We start from the raw sequence: 18,005 nt of genomic DNA on the forward strand, positions 1-18,005 counted from the left end.
TAACTACTAGTTGGGCATAATTTAAAAGAACGCCATTGATAGAAATTGAAAAGATAGATAAAGACCTCATTCTTAAATACTATTATTCAGATTATGGTCAAAACTATTGGGTTGATGATAAACTTCTTTCAAAAAAATCTTTTCTAATTAAAAAGGTATTTAACGTAAGGAAAGATATTCTAATTGAACGAAGAGAAGAAGACTTTGAAGAACCCGAATACTACTTCAAAATTGGTTCTCTCGAAGAAGATTATTACAAAATAGATAAATCTGTTTTAGGCCTTAAGAACAATTTTTACTTTCATAAAGATGTTCATTTAAGTGAGAAGTATTTTATTGCTAAATCAAAAATTTCTCTCTTATACCAAATTGACCGAAATATTTCTCAAGACATTTTTATCGGTGGAGAAAAAGAAGATATTTTACCCTACAAATCTTTTGTAGAATTAACTAAAATTTTCCCAACAACTCACGAAATCAATCTTTATAGACAAGCTAAAGTTACATCAATATTAAAGGAATATTTTGACAATATTCAAGATAAGGAATTGAGTTTTCACTCATATGTTGGCAAGAAAACACCAGTTTATAAAAGTAACTTAAGAAAAACATTTCAAGAGGCAGAAATCATAAAATATGAAACGTTACTTGAACGGTTACAAACAATGCTTAATAATGAAGTAAAATATAGTGAACCACAATGGCAAGAAGAAATTATTCAAATAATACTACTACTTTTCCCAAAGTATATTGCAGTTTTTGGCGAAGTAAGATTTAAAGATATTTACAACAATAAAATCCGACGTCTTGACTATGGACTTATAGATTTTATGGGGAATTTGGATTTGATAGAGATAAAAATTCCTTTCGAGAAAAGTATTGTGTCAGTTAGGCAATACAGAGAAAATCATATCCCAAATCGTGATTTATCTGGTGCAATTATGCAAATCGAGAAGTACATTTATTATTTAAACAAAACTGGCATAAACGGAGAAAAGAGTTTGACAAAAAAGTATAAAGACAAATTACCAGCAGATTTAGAAATCAAAATAACGAATCCGAATGGAATGATAATAATGGGACGTGACAAAAATCTTGATAAACAACAGTTAGCGGATTTTGAAATTATCAAACGGAAATACAAAAATATAATTGATATTTTTACTTATGATGACCTCTTAAGAAGAATGAAAATTATGATAGAACAATTAAAACGAATATAAAAACTATGCCCAACAATGGCTATAAGTAATTGCTTGTTCTCTATCATTTGTGAAAAATAAACAGCTTGACAAACAGAATATGTTTAAATCTTTGGTCAACTCCATGAAAAAAAAATTTCTCTCATTAACAACTTTAATGGCAAGCTGTTTGTTTGCCTTGCCATTATATACAAACGCACAAGCTTTTATAGATTTGGAATCGGGAGCTGTTTTTACGGGTTCTAACAACGTGCGTATTCCCGGTGATACCGGCACTTTATTTTCCTTAAAAAAGAATTTGGACACCTCTTCTACTGCTTTTATCCGCGTAAGCGCAGGCTACACCTTCCGTTCAAGACATACCATTTCGCTTCTATATGCTCCTTTAACTGTGAAATCGAACGGACTTATAAACACTCCCATTGATTTTGAAGGAGTCACTTTCTCCTCAAACACTACTATAGCTGCAAGTTACCGATTCAATTCCTATAGGCTTACTTATCGGTATGATATTATAAAAAACCGCTATTTGAATTTGGTTTTGGATTTACCGCAAAAATAAGGGATGCGGAAATTGCCCTTAAAAGCCCGGGGTTGGCAGCCTCAAAAACAAATATAGGGTTTGTGCCTATTATAAACTTCAGGCTATATTGGAAAATAGATGAAAAAACCGGACTACTGCTTTATGGAGATGCCTTGGCAGCCCCACAAGGAAGAGCAGAAGATGTATTGCTTGCCGGAACATATCAACTTTCAGAGGACCTGACTGTTCGTTTAGGGTACCGGATTCTTGAAGGTGGCGCCGATAATGATGAAGTGTTTAATTTTGCGTTGTTTCATTATGTCTCTACAGGGATTTTATATACTTTTTAACTGTTAAGGTAACGAAACCCAAAAAACCCTTTGTGCTATTTTTACAAAGGGTTTTTAGTTTAAAAAGTACTTCGGGTGGGAATCGAACCCACACTCCCGAAAGAACTGGATTTTGAATCCAGCGCGTCTACCAGTTCCGCCACCGAAGCATTATTTTAATGAATCTCTAACTGTTCTCAATTTTTCTTTTCCATATCTGATGCCCATCAGGTCAGCTAAGATCAGACTCAATAAGGGGGCAAATCTAAAAAATATATTTTAATCTTTCCAAAATTAGCCATTATTTCCTTCGGGTGTTCAAATAAATTTCTAAATTTGCACCTCGTTTACTGAAACCTATTAGAAATCAGTGACTAAATACAACAAAGGCATGCCATATTCTGTTCCGGAACCAAAAATATTTGCTTGCTCGCAAAGTGCTGTATTGGCTGAAAAGATTGCCAAAGCTTATGGTACGGATTTAGGTGAAGTGGCTTTCTCTAAATATAGTGATGGAGAGTTTCAGCCTTCTTTCGAAGAATCCGTACGAGGTTCACGGGTGTTCTTAATCGGATCTACACATCCAAGTACTGATAATTTAATGGAAATGCTGTTGATGTTGGATGCCGCTAAAAGGGCTTCGGCACGACATATTACTGCTGTAATGCCTTATTTTGGTTGGGCACGTCAAGACCGGAAAGACAAACCTAGGGTTCCCATAGGGGCAAAGTTGGTTGCTAAATTACTGGAGGCTGCAGGAGCTACCCGAATTATCACAATGGACTTACATGCAGATCAAATTCAAGGCTTCTTTGAAAAACCTGTAGATCACCTGTTTGCATCTACCATCTTTTTGCCTTATTTAAAAGAACTTAGCCTTGAAAAACTGACAGTTGCTTCTCCGGATATGGGAGGGTCTAAGCGAGCTTATGCCTATTCCAAATACTTAGAGAGTGATGTTGTAATATGTTATAAGCAACGGAAAAAAGCGAATGTTATTGGCCATATGGAATTGATAGGTGATGTTACTGATAAAAATGTGGTATTGGTGGATGACATGGTAGATACTGCCGGTACACTTACCAAAGCTGCCGATTTAATGATGGAAAGAGGTGCCATAAGTGTTCGGGCTATTGCTACACACCCTATCCTTTCAGGAAGTGCATATGAGCGTATTGAAAATTCAAAGTTGACAGAATTGGTTGTTACTGATTCTATTCCTCTGAAAAAAGAAAGTGAAAAAATAAAAGTGTTAAGCTGTGCCAATCTTTTTGCGGATGTGATGCACAGGGTACATCATAACACATCCATAAGTTCTAAATTTTTAATGTAACTAATTTTAATTTTATATATACATAATGAAGTCAATTACAATCAAAGGATCTCAAAGAGAAAGCGTAGGCAAATCGTCAACGAAAGCCTTACGTAATGCTGGAAAGGTTCCTTGCGTGTTATACGGAGGAGATAAACCATTGCATTTTTCAGCAGATGAATTAAGTTTTTCTAAATTGGTTTACACTCCCGATGCGCATACGGTAGTGATTGACCTTGATAATGGTGAAAAAATAAATGCTGTATTGCAAGATATTCAGTTTCACCCGGTAACTGATAAAATTCTTCATATTGATTTTTATCAGCTATTTGATGGTAAGCCTATTACCATGGAGATTCCAGTACGTACTATTGGAAGCTCCAGAGGGGTTATGAACGGGGGAGTGTTACGACGAAACAAACGAAAATTAAAAGTAAGGGCATTGCCTGCTGATTTACCTGATTTTATCGAAGCTGATATCACTAACCTTCGAATAGGAGGAAAGTTATACATTACTGCATTGGAAAATGATGCATATCAATTTCTTCATCCGGACAATACGGTAGTTTGCCAAGTGAGAAGAGCACGCGCTTCTATTGTTGAGGAAGAACTTGAAGATGAAGAAACAACAGAAGCAGCAGAAGGGGCTACAACAGAAACTACTTCTGAAGCAGAAACTCCTGCACAAGAATAGTTGTTTTTTTATAAATAATATAAAGCATCCCGTAAGGATGCTTTTTTTATTTTTACAGAAATATTATGGGATGTTTAATCTTATAAAAAAACTTTTCCAAAAACCTGTTCTATTAGACCAAGAAACAGTTACTATGAAAAAATTTTTAATTGTCGGATTAGGAAATATTGGGAGGGAATATGAAAATACCCGACATAACATCGGTTTTAAAATCCTTGATTTTTTTATTAAAAAAGAAGGTTTGTCCTTTGAGAGCAATAAGTTAGGGGATCTTGCTCTCTACAAATTAAAAGGACGTTCCTTTATTTTTTTAAAGCCTAGCACATATATGAATTTAAGTGGAAAAGCTGTCCGTTACTGGATGGAAAAAGAGAAGGTCCCTATTGAACATTTATTGGTGATTACAGATGACATCAGTCTTCCTTTTGGGAGCATCCGTCTAAAGAAAAAAGGTAGTGACGGTGGACATAACGGATTGAAGGATGTTCAAAATCAATTAGGTACTACACAATACAACCGATATCGTTTTGGTATCGGAGCAGAATTTTCTAAAGGAAAACAAGTGGATTATGTGTTAGGTGAATGGAATGATAGTGAAATTGAAAAGTTACCTGAGCGACTTGAGAAATCGTGTGAAATTATCAAATCTTTTGTACTAAGTGGAATGGATCGTACTATGAACTTATTCAATAATACTTAATTTGGGAATAAGTCCACTTTCAATAGTATTTCATGAGTGCCGCCTCCTATCTCATTGATACCGGAACGAAGAGAGTTATCATATGCGTAGCCTATATCTAACCAATCAATAATGCCTACCAATACCATTGCGGTAACTGCCTTATCTGTTCGATAAGATACCCCTACCTCAAACCTTTCATCGTATGCAACTGCTGCTGTCCCTATCAGAGAAACTGGCCCTCCTTCTACAACTCTTGCTAAAAACGAAGGTTTAAAGACCCATTCGTACGAAAGCTCAAAATCATACCCTGCAGCAAATGCTACATGTATACTTTCTACCGCCTGTGTAACAGTGGCATCATTTTCTTCAAACCGTTTTGTATTGAGAACTCCCGGAGATGATAACGACACAAAAAAAACCTCCCCTTTTAGAAGTGCCCCAATTCCTATATTAGGATTGAACCTACTTTGATCTTGAAGTAATGGGTCTACAGTATAATTAAATGCCTGTAGCCCGGATGTATTTACACTAAAAAAATTCCCTCCTCCCTTCAATCCGAAGAAAAGATTGGTAGATCTTGAAATAGGGAGCTTATATGAAAAATCGATAAAAACGGCGGTTTCCTTTTCTATAAATGTTTGGTCATTTACAACTGATATTCCTAATCCTATTCTATCATTTATTGGGGTACTTCCAATAAATGTTTGGGTTTGTGGAGCATCTTCCACACCTTGCCATTGGCTCCGTAAATTAAAAATGAAGTGGGTACCTTCTCCTGCATATGCCGGATTTAAGGTATTCATAGTATACCTATAAAAGGCATTCTCCGGCTCTTGCTGTCCATAAGCAACTATAGTGCTAAAGAATAAGATAATTATTGGTATTTTGTAAATTCCCTTCATTCTTTGGAATTGGTTATGTTTAATATGTGATATAGAGCCATCCGTCCAGATCTATATTGCCGTTTCCTGACAGGTCTATTTGATAATAATAAGATCCTGCCGGAAGCCGTTCGCTTCTATTTTTATAAAATCCATCCCAATTATTGAAATAGCCTTTTGCTTTAAAGACTTCATTCCCATATCGGTTATATACGGTAACTATTGCATTAGGATGATCCTCTATATTAATAATGTTCCATGTGTCATTTATGCCATCTCCATTGGGTGTTAAGGCCTCCGATACCAGTATGTCTTCATCACATACATCACCTTCCCCGTCGTTATCAATATCTAGTTGATTCGGGTTAAAGGCTAATGGACAATTGTCTAATGTATCGTCTATACCGTCGTTATCATCATCGACATCACAGACATCACCTTCGCCATCATTATCTGTATCTAATTGGTCTGTATTGGCTACTAATGGGCAATTATCATTCACATCTAAAATTCCATCATTATCATCATCAGCATCACATACATCGCCTTCCCCGTCATTATCTGTATCTAACTGATTTGCATTTGCTATAAAAGGACAGTTATCGTCAACATCTAATATGCCGTCGTTGTCATCATCTGTATCGCACACATCCCCTTCTCCATCATTATCATTGTCTGCTTGATCTATATTTGCTGCAAAAGGACAATTATCATCCGCATCAGCAATACCATCCCCATCAGCATCTAATATAAACTCCCCTTCTGCGCAAAGCTCTATGCTAAATGTATTGATAGCCCCACCATCTAAATCAAATGCATCTTCTACAATTAGTGTCCAATCACCCATTGTAGCTTCGCCATTAAATACAGCTAATGTTTGTAAAGGAAGAACGGTTCCGGAAATGGCCGGATTAAAACCACATACAATCGCATTTCCATCATCATCAAAAACACCTTGAATGTTTTCACTGCCACCACATCGCTGTGAAACTAGTGTAACAGAAGTTCCCGAAGGTGAAACTAAACGGATGGTAAGGTCAGAAACATACGTATGGGAGATGTCCAATGTTACATTCACATCTGTAATGGCCAGGTTGTCTGTTACTGTAAGAACGGAGTTAACTGTGGGCGTCCCCGAAGGGGATATCGCAACCGGTGTATCGTTAGCAGTAAATGTATTACAATTGACTGCAATCGTTGTAAAACTAAATGGGGTATTGTATGCTCCCATTCCGCATTCATTTTCTGGCCTTACATGCCAATAATAAGTAGTTCCTCCCTGAAGTCCAACAGGTACATATGCATTGCTGATTACTGTTGCAGCATCAATAATATTGTTAAATCCTGCATCTGTTGCAATTTCAATATTGTAGGTGGCCGCTTGTGGATCGTCTATCCATGTTAAAGTTTCGGATAAAGATACATCCATAGCCCCATCTAACGGTGTGTTGAGCACAACGTCACTCAATGCACTAGAAATAATCAAACTAAAATTAATCTCTTTGGTTAATGATGGCGCTGTTGCAATTATCGTAATAGGATAGATGCCTGCCGGCACATTGTTTGTTCCACTAATCGTCATTTGTACGCTTGTTCCATCTACACTTGTTGAAGCAGGGTTAAACGCTACAGATAAACCAGCAGGAAGGTCTGGTATGGAAAAAACCGTTGTTTCTGAAAATCCTGAAAAAGTATTGTAGTCAAAATTTAAAATAAGATCATTCGGTTGACATGCAATTGCTTCCACGATTGGAAATTGCATAACGAAATCGGCCTCCTGAATTGCAAAAACATTGCTATTCAATGCAAAAAATATGTTATTCCCTCCCCGTATTAGTATCCGGGCATTATTGGTGTTTAATCCTCCAGGAATGACTACACCATGACTGCCATCATTGGCTACACCTTGTGCCAAGGTGATGGGAAATGTCAAACCTCCATCACTTGACAACAGTATATCAACAGTTAATGCACTTATGGGTGCTACATCTGTATTAGCAACATCCCAAGTAATAATTTCTACAGTGCCTGCTTCTACCGGATTCCCCGTATTGTGGGAAGTCACTACAAAAGGCCCTGCAGAGCCTTCTACAGTTACCTTCATAGTGTCGGAATGTGTTTGTCCTCCTCCAGCTACATTGTCTCGTACCACAAAAGCGAAATTCATTTCTCTTGACACATCAGAAACTGTTTCCCAAACATCTCCATTCGTTGGGTTTGTTTGCGTTAAAGCACCTGTTAAAACCCTACTCAATCTTGGCATGTAGCGTATTGGTGAAGTAGTCGGAGGCAAAGACCTGAAATTAGCCCCTTGATTGTTTGTTGAGCCAAAAACATCATAAGGCACAATCCCGTTATCTATTTGTTCCCATGTATAAGTCAGTACACCTCCATCCAGATCGAAGCCACTTCCTTCCAAAATAAATGCGGTTGAGGCGGGGATTACATAATCATTCCCTGCGTTGGCTACCGGAGGGTTATTGCCCAGCGGAATTTCTATATCACAGGCTGTTGTGGCAATAAAATCAGTTACTTGAAAAATACTAAAATAATGGAAATATGGGTCGCTATTGGATTGTACATCATTCTGGCCTGTAATACCGGCATATGCCATAATTGTGCTTCCACTTCCGGGTTCTACTTGTACATTTGTCCCTTCAGACTGAAATGACCAAGTATGGTTCGCTCCAAATTGATGGCCTACTTCGTGAGCAACATAGTCAATATCAAAAATATCTCCTATTGGGCTAGTAGTTGCTGAAAAACCACTTCCTTTTTGTCCATTGGTACAAACACATCCTATACATCCGGCATTTCCATTATTAGCATCTTGATGGAACAAATGGCCAATATCATAATTAGCCTCTCCTATAACCGCCGTTAATTCACTTTGAACTTCTGAGTTCAGGCTGCTCGTATAAGGGTCTGTCGCAGCATCTGTAAATATTACCTGATCGGTATTTGCTATTACTTCCAGTGTAACTCCCAGATCCGCCTCAAAAACTGCATTTACCCTTGTCATAGTTGCATTAATAGCCGCTAAAGCATCTGCTACGGTACCTCCATGAAAAATAGTATATTCTCCGGTAGTAGATACTGCTAATCGATATCTTCGTAATGTCTTGTCGTTATTATCCCGAGCTATATTCCCCTGTTGTTTTTTCTGTTTTTCTCCTTTTGTAGTACAAACCAATGTATTTTCTTTAGTAGTACGGGCCGAACGGGTATAGGCTATATAATTGTTAATTCCTTTTTGTCGCTTTTCTATAAAGACAGTATTTCCATCAGCTTGTCGCATCATACTCTGAAATCCTGAGGGAGATAGACTAAATCGTATAGTACTATTTGAATGTTCTCTACTATATCCTATATAAGAACGAATATTGGGGTATTTTCCAGTTAGTCCCTGGGCCAATACCGGAGCTTCATAAATCACAAAATCAATATACTTTCCTGTTTCATCCGGAAATTTCAAGATTGTAGAGGAGGCTTGTCGACTATTCCGCATAGGAATACCTTGCAACATGTTCCTAAGCATCTTTTCATCTAGAGAGAACGTTTTATGTTTTTCTTGTTTTAAGTTACGGAGATGTTTGTATTCAGGAGTGCTAACATTCGTGGTTTCCCTCCAATAATTCAATTGCCCGTAACCATAAAACGACAAAAAAAGCATGGCAATTGAAAAAACATACCGTAAGTTTGTATTCATTGGTTATGCAGGTTTTTGGATAACGAATATATGTTTTTTATTTTTATTTTGCTTCATCTATAAGTGGTTACATACAAGAACATAAAAGAGTTTAACAACCCTGTTCATACGGCAATTACTATCGGAACCTTTGATGGTGTACATTTAGGTCACCAAAAAATAATAAAACGTTTGATTGCTACTTCTCGAGCAAATGAGCTAAATGCTACCATACTCACTTTTTTCCCTCATCCAAGAATGGTTTTGCAACAGAATGAGGAATTGAAACTAATTACAACCTTAGAGGAAAAAATAGCACTTTTAAAAAAAATGGGGCTCGATCAATTGATTATACATCCTTTCACAAAAGATTTTTCAAGACTTTCGGCACATGAATTTGTAACAGAGTTATTAGTTAACCAACTGCACGTAAAAAAAATGATTGTCGGGTACGACCATCGTTTTGGAAGAAACCGGACTGCTACGATAAAAGACCTTGTAGAATATGGTGATTCTTATCATTTTGAGGTGGAAGAAATCTCTGCCGAGGAAATCAATGAAGTCTCTATTAGTTCTACAAAAATCAGAAAGGCACTTCATGAAGGCGATATAGCAACTGCTAACCTTTATTTGGGATATCCTTTTATGCTGACAGGAATTATTACACAAGGCAAAGGGTTGGGAAAACAATTAACATTTCCTACAGCAAACTTATACATTGAGGAAACTTATAAGCTGATCCCTAAAAATGGTGCCTATATTGTGAAAAGCCTTTTGAAGGAACGGGAGGTTTATGGCATGATGAATATTGGTTATAACCCAACTGTAAACGGAACAAAAAAGACCATTGAAGTACATTTTTTTGATTTTGATGAAGATTTATACGGCCAAAAAATACAGGTACATTTACTAGAGCGTCTCCGGAATGAGCAAAAATTTGATTCTGTAGCTGTTTTGAAAGAGCAACTTAAAAAAGATAAAGAAAATGCGCTGGCATACATAAAGAACTCCAATGCTTAATAATTTCTTATTTAAACACATTGACAATAGTGCACTAATTGTTTTCCGAATTATTTTTGGGTTATTGCTTTTTTTAGAATCTGTTGGAGCTATTTTCACCGGATGGGTAAAAAGAACTTTTATCGAACCCGAATTTACCTTTAGCTTTATCGGTTTTGAATGGTTGCAACCACTCCCTAGTTATTGGATGTATGCCTATTATGCTGTTATGGGAGTTTTTGGACTGTTAGTAATGATTGGCTATAAATACCGCTATAGCTTAGGAATGTTTACACTCATGTGGACAGCTACCTACTTGATGCAAAAAGCTTCTTATAACAACCATTACTATCTGCTTATTCTGATTTGCTTATTGATGCTAATGCTTCCTGCGCATCGTTATTTGTCTTTTGATGCTAAAAAAAATCCTTCCATAAAAGCACTTTCCATGCCACAATGGAGCTCTTGGATACTGATTTTTCAAATGTGGATTGTATATACTTATGCAGCCATCGCAAAATTATATCCTGATTGGCTTGACTTGACCGTTGTAAAAATCTTAATGTCGGGCAAAAAAGAATATCCTCTCGTAGGAGAGCTTTTACAAAATTCTTTTGTGCAAGGTTTTATTGCTTATTCAGGGATTTTATTTGACTTTCTTATTATTCCGCTATTGCTTTGGAAACCCACACGAAAAGTAGCTTTTTTAGCAGCTATTTTCTTCCATCTTTTTAATTCTCTTGTATTTCAGATAGGCATATTCCCTTATTTGTCACTCGCTTTTATCCTTTTCTTTTTTGACCCCAAAACCATTCGGAATATCTTTCTAAAAAAGAAACCCGTTTATAAAGGAAGTGATGTGCACATTCCAAAGTCACCCATAAAAAAGCCCTTAATTGTTCTTGGAGCTCTTTATTTTAGTATTCAAATAGGACTGCCATTACGACATTGGCTTATTAAAGATGATGTTTTATGGACAGAAGAAGGCCATCGAATGAGTTGGCGCATGATGCTCCGGTCAAAAAGTGGCTATATTCATTTTAAAGTAGTTGATAAAAAAACCGGAAAAAGCTCTATTGTAAAACCAAAAGACTATTTAACTAAAAAGCAGCAACGAATTGTAGCTACCAAACCTGATGTCATCTGGCAGTTTGCACAATATCTCAAAGAAAAAAATGCATTCCAAGGAGAAAATGTCGCCATTTATGCAATCGGAAAATTAAGCGTAAACAATCACTCCTTTAAAACTTTAATAGACCCAGAGACAGATTTGGCTTCCGAAAAATGGTCTCACTTCAAACATCATGATTGGATACTCCCCTACAAAGGCCAATAATCTAATTTAAATAAGTTTAATTTTATTTCTTCAATTAACTTAAATTTGTCGTTCCATTTGCTTAAAAAACTGATCCATGTTGCAAGTACCTTATATAAGAGAACATAAAGAAAATGTTATTAAAGCATTGGCTAAACGAAATTTTGAGGCAGAACAGCTTATTGATGATGTAATCCATTTAGATGAAGAACGCCGAAATACCCAGGCTGAATTGGACAATTTCCTCTCACAATCTAATGCGTTTTCAAAAGAAATTGGGCAATTATTTAAAAGTGGAGAACATCAAAAAGCAACACTGCTAAAAGAAAAAACGGTTGCGCTAAAAGCAAAAGCGAAAGTGTTGGGAGAACAATTACATAGTAAGACAACTGCACTTACTGAGTTATTGTATAAAATTCCCAATGTTCCCCATCATTCTGTCCCAGCTGGAAATTCAGAAAATGATAATGAAGAAATTTTTAGAGATGGAGAGGTTCCAGAGTTACAAAAAGATGCCCTGCCTCATTGGGAGCTCGCAAAAAAATATGATATCATTGATTTCGAATTAGGTGCTAAAATTGCTGGTGCCGGATTCCCTGTATACAAAGGAAAAGGCGCCCGTCTACAAAGAGCTTTAATTGCTTATTTCTTGGATAAAAATACTGCTGCTGGCTACACAGAGTTTCAACCTCCTCACCTTATCAATGAAACATCAGGATATGGTACCGGACAATTGCCTGACAAAGAAGGGCAAATGTATCACATAAAAGAAGACGATCTCTACCTTATTCCAACTGCAGAAGTCCCTATTACGAATTTTTTTAGGGATGAGATCCTTAAGGAAGAAACACTTCCTATCTGTTGCACTGCATATACGCCATGCTTCAGGCGAGAAGCGGGAAGTTACGGGGCACATGTTCGGGGCTTAAATAGATTACATCAATTTGACAAGGTAGAAATAGTCCGTGTAGAGCATCCTGATCGTTCTTATGAGGCATTAGAAGGTATGGTAAATCATGTAAAGTCTATCTTAAAAGAATTAAACCTGCCTTATCGCATTCTTCGGCTCTGCGGAGGAGATCTTGGGTTTACCGCTGCCTTAACCTATGATTTTGAAGTGTTTTCCACAGCACAAGACCGCTGGTTAGAAATCAGTTCTGTTTCCAATTTTGAAACATTTCAAGCCAACCGCTTAAAGCTTCGGTTTAAAGACAGCAATGGCAAGAAGCAACTCGCTCATACATTGAATGGAAGTGCATTGGCACTGCCAAGAGTGCTTGCTGGTATATTGGAAAATTACCAAACACCTGAAGGTGTTAAAATCCCTAAAGTGCTTGTCCCTTATACCGGATTTGATATTATTTCATAAATAATTACAGTGTTAATCCTTTGAGAATCTACCAGTTACTATTTTTCTTCATTTTTTTTAGAAAAATTTGTAATCCTATTTCTCTTTTTACGTCTAACTATCCATAATCAGTACTTCACACATACAGTAAAAAGGTACTTATTTGGTTAATAATAAATTATTTTGGTTATTTGACCCGGATCAAAGATCCGGGTTTTCTTTTTGATAATCTTAACGTCTTTTTCCTCTTAGTTATAGTATCTTTGAATAAAGTAGGCACAAGGATATGAGATATCTTATTTCTTTTCTGTTTTTTTTTGTTTTTCAGAATGTTGTTGCTCAAAATGACCTATTGGCAAAGCAATATTTTGAAGATGGCAACTTTGAAAAAGCCGCCTTTTACTATGAAAAGCTATATGAGCAAAATCCCAATCGAGAAGATTATTTAAAGTATTTGATAACAGCATTTCAGCAGCTCGAAAAATATGACACAGTTTCAAGCATGCTGCTCCCAAAAATTGAAAATCCGTTTATTTCTCCGATTTTCATTGTGGAGCTTGGATATAACTACATGTTACAGGGTAATATTACAGAAGCACAAAAGTACTATCAACAAGCTATAACCAAAATAGAGAAAAACCCCAGTTATGCTTTTTTAGTTGGAGATAGTTTTAAGAAAAAAGCACTTCTGAATGAAGCTTTAAGGGCATATGAAAAAGCCCTACAGGTGAAATCCAGTCCAAATATCCGTATAGAAATTGCTAAAATCTATGGAGAGCAAGGCAATATTGAGAAAATGTTTGATAGTTATCTTTCATTAATCAATCAAAACAATGCGTACCTTCCTAATGTTTTGAGAGGCATCAATCAGTTTATTTCTGAAGACCCCAATAACGAGAACAATCTCCATTTTAAAAAAATATTACTTAAAAAAGCACAATCCAATCCCAACATTCTATGGAACGAATTGCTCAGTTGGTTATTTGTCCAGCAGAAACAGTATAATAGTGCATTTATACAAGAAAAAGCTATTCTAAAAAGATCTGAAACAACTACTATTGAGCGTATCATGGACCTAGGGATATTGAGTATGGAAAATGCTGATGAAGAAACTGCTGAGGCTATTTTTGAATATGTAATTAGAAACGCTAATAATAGAGCGTTACAATTACAAGCGCATCTTTTTATCGTAGATTTTGCATTAAAAAATTCTGATCAGAAAAACTATGCTGCTATTGAAGCTGATTTTCAAAAACTTATAAAAGAATTTGGTATTAGCCCGGAAACGATCAACCTTCAAAAAGAGTATGCTAACTTCTTGGCTTTTTATAAAAACACCCCTTCTGAAGGTGAACGTACGTTAAAAGAAACGCTGAATCTTCCATTGAATCGATTTGAAGAAGCTGAGGTAAAAATGGCACTGGCAGATATTCTGGTCTATGACGAAAAATTTAACCAGGCACTTATTTACTATTCACAAATACAAAAATCATTAAAAAACGATGTTATTGCCCAAAAAGCACGTTTTAAAGTAGCAAAAACCAGTTTCTACAAAGGTGATTTTGACTGGGCATTGACACAACTGAAGGTATTGCGGTCGTCTACAACTCAACTTATAGCTAATGATGCGATGCAGCTAAGCTTGCTTATTTCTGACAACTCATTAGAGGATTCTACACAAACAGCCTTAAAAATCTATGCGAAAGCCGATCTTTTAGCTTATCAAAATAAAGAACCCGAAGCTATTACGTTACTAGATAAAATACTAAATGACCATAGAGGTGAACGCATTGAAGATGAGGCTTTATTAAAACAAGGGGCACTATTAGAGAAGCAAAAAAAATATGATAAAGCACGGCTTAATTATATCAAAATTATAGAGTTTTACAGCGATGATATTCTCTCAGATGATGCACTCTATGCCCTTGCCGAGCTTTATAGCGTTCATTTCAACAACCCTGAAGAAGCCAAGAAATACTATGAACGAATTGTATTTGAACATCCTGACAGTATCTATTTTGTAGAATCCCGAAAAAAATTCCGGAAAATACGAGGTGACGCTATCAATTAATTATTTAAAATATGTATATCTATAATGTAACCATAAACATAGATGAATCAGTCCACAATGAATGGCTTACATGGATAAAGGAAAATCACATTCCCGACATGTTGGCTACCGGAAAGTTTACCAATGCTAGGCTACTAAAAGTACTAGTTGATGAAGAAATGGGAGGTATTACCTATGCCATTCAATATATTACAGATAGTAAAGAAACATTAGAACGGTACTATAAAGAAAATGCCACACAAATGAGACAAGAAGGAATGAAAAAGTTTGCTGATAAATTTGTCGCATTCCGAACGGAACTGGAAATCATTAGTGAATTATAACATTATGCCCAAAACATATAAAGCTACAAATTTATACTACTATAAAGTTCTCTTGTTAATCATAGTTATAGGGTTAGTTTATTTCTTCTACGACCTTTTTGTATATGCCCTGCTATCTTTTTTCAATACTTATTGGGCAAGAAATATTGCCTTTTTTTTAATAGGCTTGTTTACTGTTATAGCATTAGTGATGATTTTTTTCGTCATCCGTTCTAACAAACCTACTGTAGTAATAGAAGAAAGTGCGCTCACATATAGAAATCAAAAAATATTTTTTAAAGAAATTGTTTTTTTTCAACCCGGAAAAGGGGGAAGTGAACCTTATCTGATTACTAAAAAAGACAAACGGATAGATCTTGAACTTTCATGGCTTAAGAAATCAGATCGTATAGAGATTGAAACAATCCTTCAAGTCAAAACAGAAAAACAAAAATCCCTATGAGGTTTAAAATAACAACTACCAATAAAAATGAATAAGGTACGTGCTAAAAAACATCTTGGACAACATTTTTTAAAAGATGAGAACATCGCGAAAAAAATAGCTGATGCCTTAACATTAAAAGGGTATGATCAATTATTGGAAATTGGCCCCGGCATGGGTGTGCTTACTAAATATCTATTGCAAAGACCGATTACAACATATGTTATAGAAATTGATAGTGAATCCGTTAATTATCTAAAATCCCATTTCCCTCAACTAGTTAGTACTATCATTTATAAAGATTTTTTAACCTATGATGTTCGCAATAATATGGGAGATAAACCTTTTGCAATCATTGGAAATTTTCCTTATAACATCTCATCACAAATTGTTTTTAAAACACTGGAAATGCGAAATCAAGTCCCTGAACTTTGCGGTATGTTCCAAAAGGAAGTTGCTGAACGTATCTGTGCAAAAGAAGGGAATAAAACCTATGGGATATTATCTGTACTTGTACAGGCTTTTTATGAAGCCGAATACTTATTCACTGTTCCAGAACATGTCTTTTTGCCTCCTCCCAAGGTAAAATCAGGAGTACTTCAATTGATCAGAAAGAAAAAATATTCCCTGCCATGCAATGAACAGTTATTTTTTAAAATTGTCAAAAGAGCATTCCAACAACGCAGAAAAACACTTCGTAACAGTTTAAAAACATTTAACGTATCTGATAATTTAAAAGAACATGCTATCTTTGGGCTTCGCCCTGAACAATTAAGCGTTCAAGAGTTTATTGAACTCGCTTCCATAATTGAAGAAGACAGTAAATAATCCTAATTTATAAAAACAAGGTTATCCGTGACACCTTTTAAGCTCAGTAACGAACTCATCGAGCAAATAGAAATGCTCATCGCAAACCATAGTGATTCTGAACTATTATCACTCATGGAAGATATCCACTTTGCCGATATTGCTGAGATTATTCATGAGCTTAACCTTGATGAAGCTACGTACCTGATTAAATTATTAGACAGTGAAAAAACCTCTGATATCCTTGCTGAAATTGATGAAGATGTAAGGGAGCAGATTTTAGGAAACCTATCTGCAAAAGAAATTGCAGAAGAAATTCTGGAATTAGATACCGATGATGCAGCAGATATTATTGCTGAATTACCCAAAGAGCGCATACAACAGGTCATTGCTCAAATTGAAGACAAAGAGCATGCTAAAGACATTGTAGAACTTCTCCGCTATGATGAAAATTCTGCCGGAGGGTTGATGGCAAAAGAACTCGTAAAAGTGAATGAAAACTGGAATGTCCTTACCTGTGTGAAAGAAATGCGGGCACAAGCTGAAAATGTTACCCGTGTCCATTCCATTTATGTCGTAGACGATGCAGGAAAATTAAAAGGCCGGCTCTCCCTTAAGGATCTTCTCACCACTTCCACTAAAACACAAATTAGTGAAGTATACATTCCAAAAGTCGATTTTGTTACTGTGCACGACAAAGCTGAAGATGTAGCAAAAGTAATGTCCAAGTATGATTTGGAAGCTATCCCAGTAGTAGATGAAATGGGAAAACTCGTTGGGCGTATTACCATTGATGACATTGTAGACGTTATAAAAGAAGAAGCAGAAAAAGATTATCAATTAGCTGCGGGGATTACCCAAGAGGTAGAAGCAGACGATAGTGTATGGGAACTCACCCGTGCTCGTCTTCCATGGCTTGTTTTAGGGCTTTTAGGAGGTCTAGGGAGTGTTTTCATTTTAGAGAGCTTCGAGAATGTAATGTCCAGTCCGGAATATAGAAGCCTTTTCTTCTATACTCCGTTAATAGCCGCTATGGCTGGAAACGTAGGCGTGCAATCTTCAGCAATCATTGTTCAAGGGTTGGCGAACGATGTTGTCAAAGGAAGTCCATTCAACAGATTGTTAAAAGAAGTAAGCCTTAGCTTAATCAATGGAGGGGCCTTGGCTATTCTCGTAATACTATTTGGTTATCTTGTGTCACAACCTTTTGATGTAAGCCTTACCATCGCCATATCTATGCTCTCTGTTATTATTGTAGCAGCACTTATAGGCACCTTTGTTCCAATCATTCTCCATAAACGAGGTATTGATCCTGCCATTGCTACAGGCCCATTCATCACTACCAGTAATGACATCTTTGGAATTTTTCTGTTCTTCTACATTGCGAAACTGATACTTGGTTTTTAACTA

The 18,005-nt window shown here is 36.2% G+C and carries 16 protein-coding genes and 1 tRNA gene; 14 read left to right on the forward strand and 3 right to left on the reverse strand.

What is annotated here, in order from left to right:
• Positions 1–35: 35 nt before the first annotated feature.
• The 3 genes from WBG21_RS05860 (at position 36) to WBG21_RS05870 (ending at position 2,075) form a co-directional block, all read left to right on the forward strand.
• Positions 36–1,223 carry a Shedu immune nuclease family protein gene (locus tag WBG21_RS05860; protein WP_340075771.1) on the forward strand — a complete coding sequence of 396 codons (1,188 nt, stop codon included), beginning with the start codon at positions 36–38 and terminating at the stop codon, positions 1,221–1,223.
• Between the two features lie 103 nt (positions 1,224–1,326).
• Positions 1,327–1,764, forward strand: coding sequence for a hypothetical protein (locus tag WBG21_RS05865; RefSeq protein WP_340075773.1), 438 nt, complete (start codon positions 1,327–1,329; stop codon positions 1,762–1,764).
• Between the two features lie 32 nt (positions 1,765–1,796).
• On the forward strand, positions 1,797–2,075 hold the full coding sequence (locus WBG21_RS05870; protein WP_340075775.1) for a hypothetical protein: 279 nt from the start codon (positions 1,797–1,799) through the stop codon (positions 2,073–2,075).
• 67 nt (positions 2,076–2,142) lie between these two features.
• On the opposite strand, the gene WBG21_RS05875 is transcribed toward WBG21_RS05870, so the two are convergent.
• Positions 2,143–2,224: transfer RNA gene (locus tag WBG21_RS05875), tRNA-Leu, on the reverse strand.
• 221 nt (positions 2,225–2,445) lie between these two features.
• Here WBG21_RS05875 and WBG21_RS05880 point away from each other — a divergent pair.
• From WBG21_RS05880 to pth, 3 genes are all read left to right on the forward strand, one after another.
• The gene (locus tag WBG21_RS05880) at positions 2,446–3,387 is read left to right on the forward strand and encodes a ribose-phosphate pyrophosphokinase (protein WP_340075777.1); all 942 of its coding nucleotides are present in this window, start codon (positions 2,446–2,448) and stop codon (positions 3,385–3,387) included.
• Positions 3,388–3,412: 25 nt separating this feature from the next.
• Complete coding sequence (locus tag WBG21_RS05885) at positions 3,413–4,060, forward strand: 50S ribosomal protein L25/general stress protein Ctc (protein WP_340075779.1); 648 nt, start codon at positions 3,413–3,415, stop codon at positions 4,058–4,060.
• A gap of 70 nt (positions 4,061–4,130) precedes the next feature.
• A complete protein-coding gene (gene pth / locus WBG21_RS05890) occupies positions 4,131–4,760 on the forward strand; it encodes an aminoacyl-tRNA hydrolase (RefSeq protein ID WP_340076377.1) in 630 nt (209 codons plus the stop codon).
• On the opposite strand, the gene WBG21_RS05895 is transcribed toward pth, so the two are convergent.
• Together WBG21_RS05895 and WBG21_RS05900 are read right to left on the reverse strand one after the other, a co-directional pair.
• A complete protein-coding gene (locus tag WBG21_RS05895) occupies positions 4,757–5,644 on the reverse strand; it encodes a PorP/SprF family type IX secretion system membrane protein (protein ID WP_340075781.1) in 888 nt (295 codons plus the stop codon). The genes pth and WBG21_RS05895 overlap by 4 nt on opposite strands.
• Before the next feature lie 19 nt (positions 5,645–5,663).
• Positions 5,664–9,332 (reverse strand): reprolysin-like metallopeptidase, encoded by a 3,669-nt coding sequence (locus WBG21_RS05900; RefSeq protein ID WP_340075783.1) that lies wholly within the window; start codon positions 9,330–9,332, stop codon positions 5,664–5,666.
• Between the two features lie 63 nt (positions 9,333–9,395).
• Here WBG21_RS05900 and WBG21_RS05905 point away from each other — a divergent pair, with 63 nt between their 5' ends.
• The 8 genes from WBG21_RS05905 to mgtE all read left to right on the forward strand — a co-directional run bounded on the left by WBG21_RS05905 (position 9,396) and on the right by mgtE (position 18,002).
• On the forward strand, positions 9,396–10,331 hold the full coding sequence (locus WBG21_RS05905; RefSeq protein WP_340075785.1) for a bifunctional riboflavin kinase/FAD synthetase: 936 nt from the start codon (positions 9,396–9,398) through the stop codon (positions 10,329–10,331).
• Positions 10,324–11,646, forward strand: coding sequence for an HTTM domain-containing protein (locus WBG21_RS05910; protein ID WP_340075787.1), 1,323 nt, complete (start codon positions 10,324–10,326; stop codon positions 11,644–11,646). The genes WBG21_RS05905 and WBG21_RS05910 overlap by 8 nt, the downstream gene beginning before the upstream one ends.
• A 76-nt stretch (positions 11,647–11,722) precedes the next feature.
• Positions 11,723–12,994 (forward strand): serine--tRNA ligase, encoded by a 1,272-nt coding sequence (serS, locus tag WBG21_RS05915; protein WP_340075789.1) that lies wholly within the window; start codon positions 11,723–11,725, stop codon positions 12,992–12,994.
• A 265-nt stretch (positions 12,995–13,259) separates the two neighbouring features.
• The gene (locus WBG21_RS05920) at positions 13,260–15,044 is read left to right on the forward strand and encodes a tetratricopeptide repeat protein (protein WP_340075791.1); all 1,785 of its coding nucleotides are present in this window, start codon (positions 13,260–13,262) and stop codon (positions 15,042–15,044) included.
• An 11-nt stretch (positions 15,045–15,055) separates the two neighbouring features.
• The gene (locus WBG21_RS05925; RefSeq protein WP_340075793.1) at positions 15,056–15,367 is read left to right on the forward strand and encodes a DUF4286 family protein; all 312 of its coding nucleotides are present in this window, start codon (positions 15,056–15,058) and stop codon (positions 15,365–15,367) included.
• Positions 15,368–15,371: 4 nt separating this feature from the next.
• The gene (locus WBG21_RS05930) at positions 15,372–15,809 is read left to right on the forward strand and encodes a hypothetical protein (protein WP_340075795.1); all 438 of its coding nucleotides are present in this window, start codon (positions 15,372–15,374) and stop codon (positions 15,807–15,809) included.
• 27 nt (positions 15,810–15,836) lie between these two features.
• Complete coding sequence (gene rsmA, locus WBG21_RS05935) at positions 15,837–16,616, forward strand: 16S rRNA (adenine(1518)-N(6)/adenine(1519)-N(6))-dimethyltransferase RsmA (protein ID WP_340075797.1); 780 nt, start codon at positions 15,837–15,839, stop codon at positions 16,614–16,616.
• A gap of 27 nt (positions 16,617–16,643) precedes the next feature.
• A complete protein-coding gene (mgtE, locus tag WBG21_RS05940; protein ID WP_340075799.1) occupies positions 16,644–18,002 on the forward strand; it encodes a magnesium transporter in 1,359 nt (452 codons plus the stop codon).
• Positions 18,003–18,005: the final 3 nt, after the last annotated feature.

The sequence above is a fragment of the Leptobacterium meishanense genome (assembly GCF_037645805.1).
Taxonomy (GTDB): domain Bacteria; phylum Bacteroidota; class Bacteroidia; order Flavobacteriales; family Flavobacteriaceae; genus Leptobacterium_A; species Leptobacterium_A meishanense.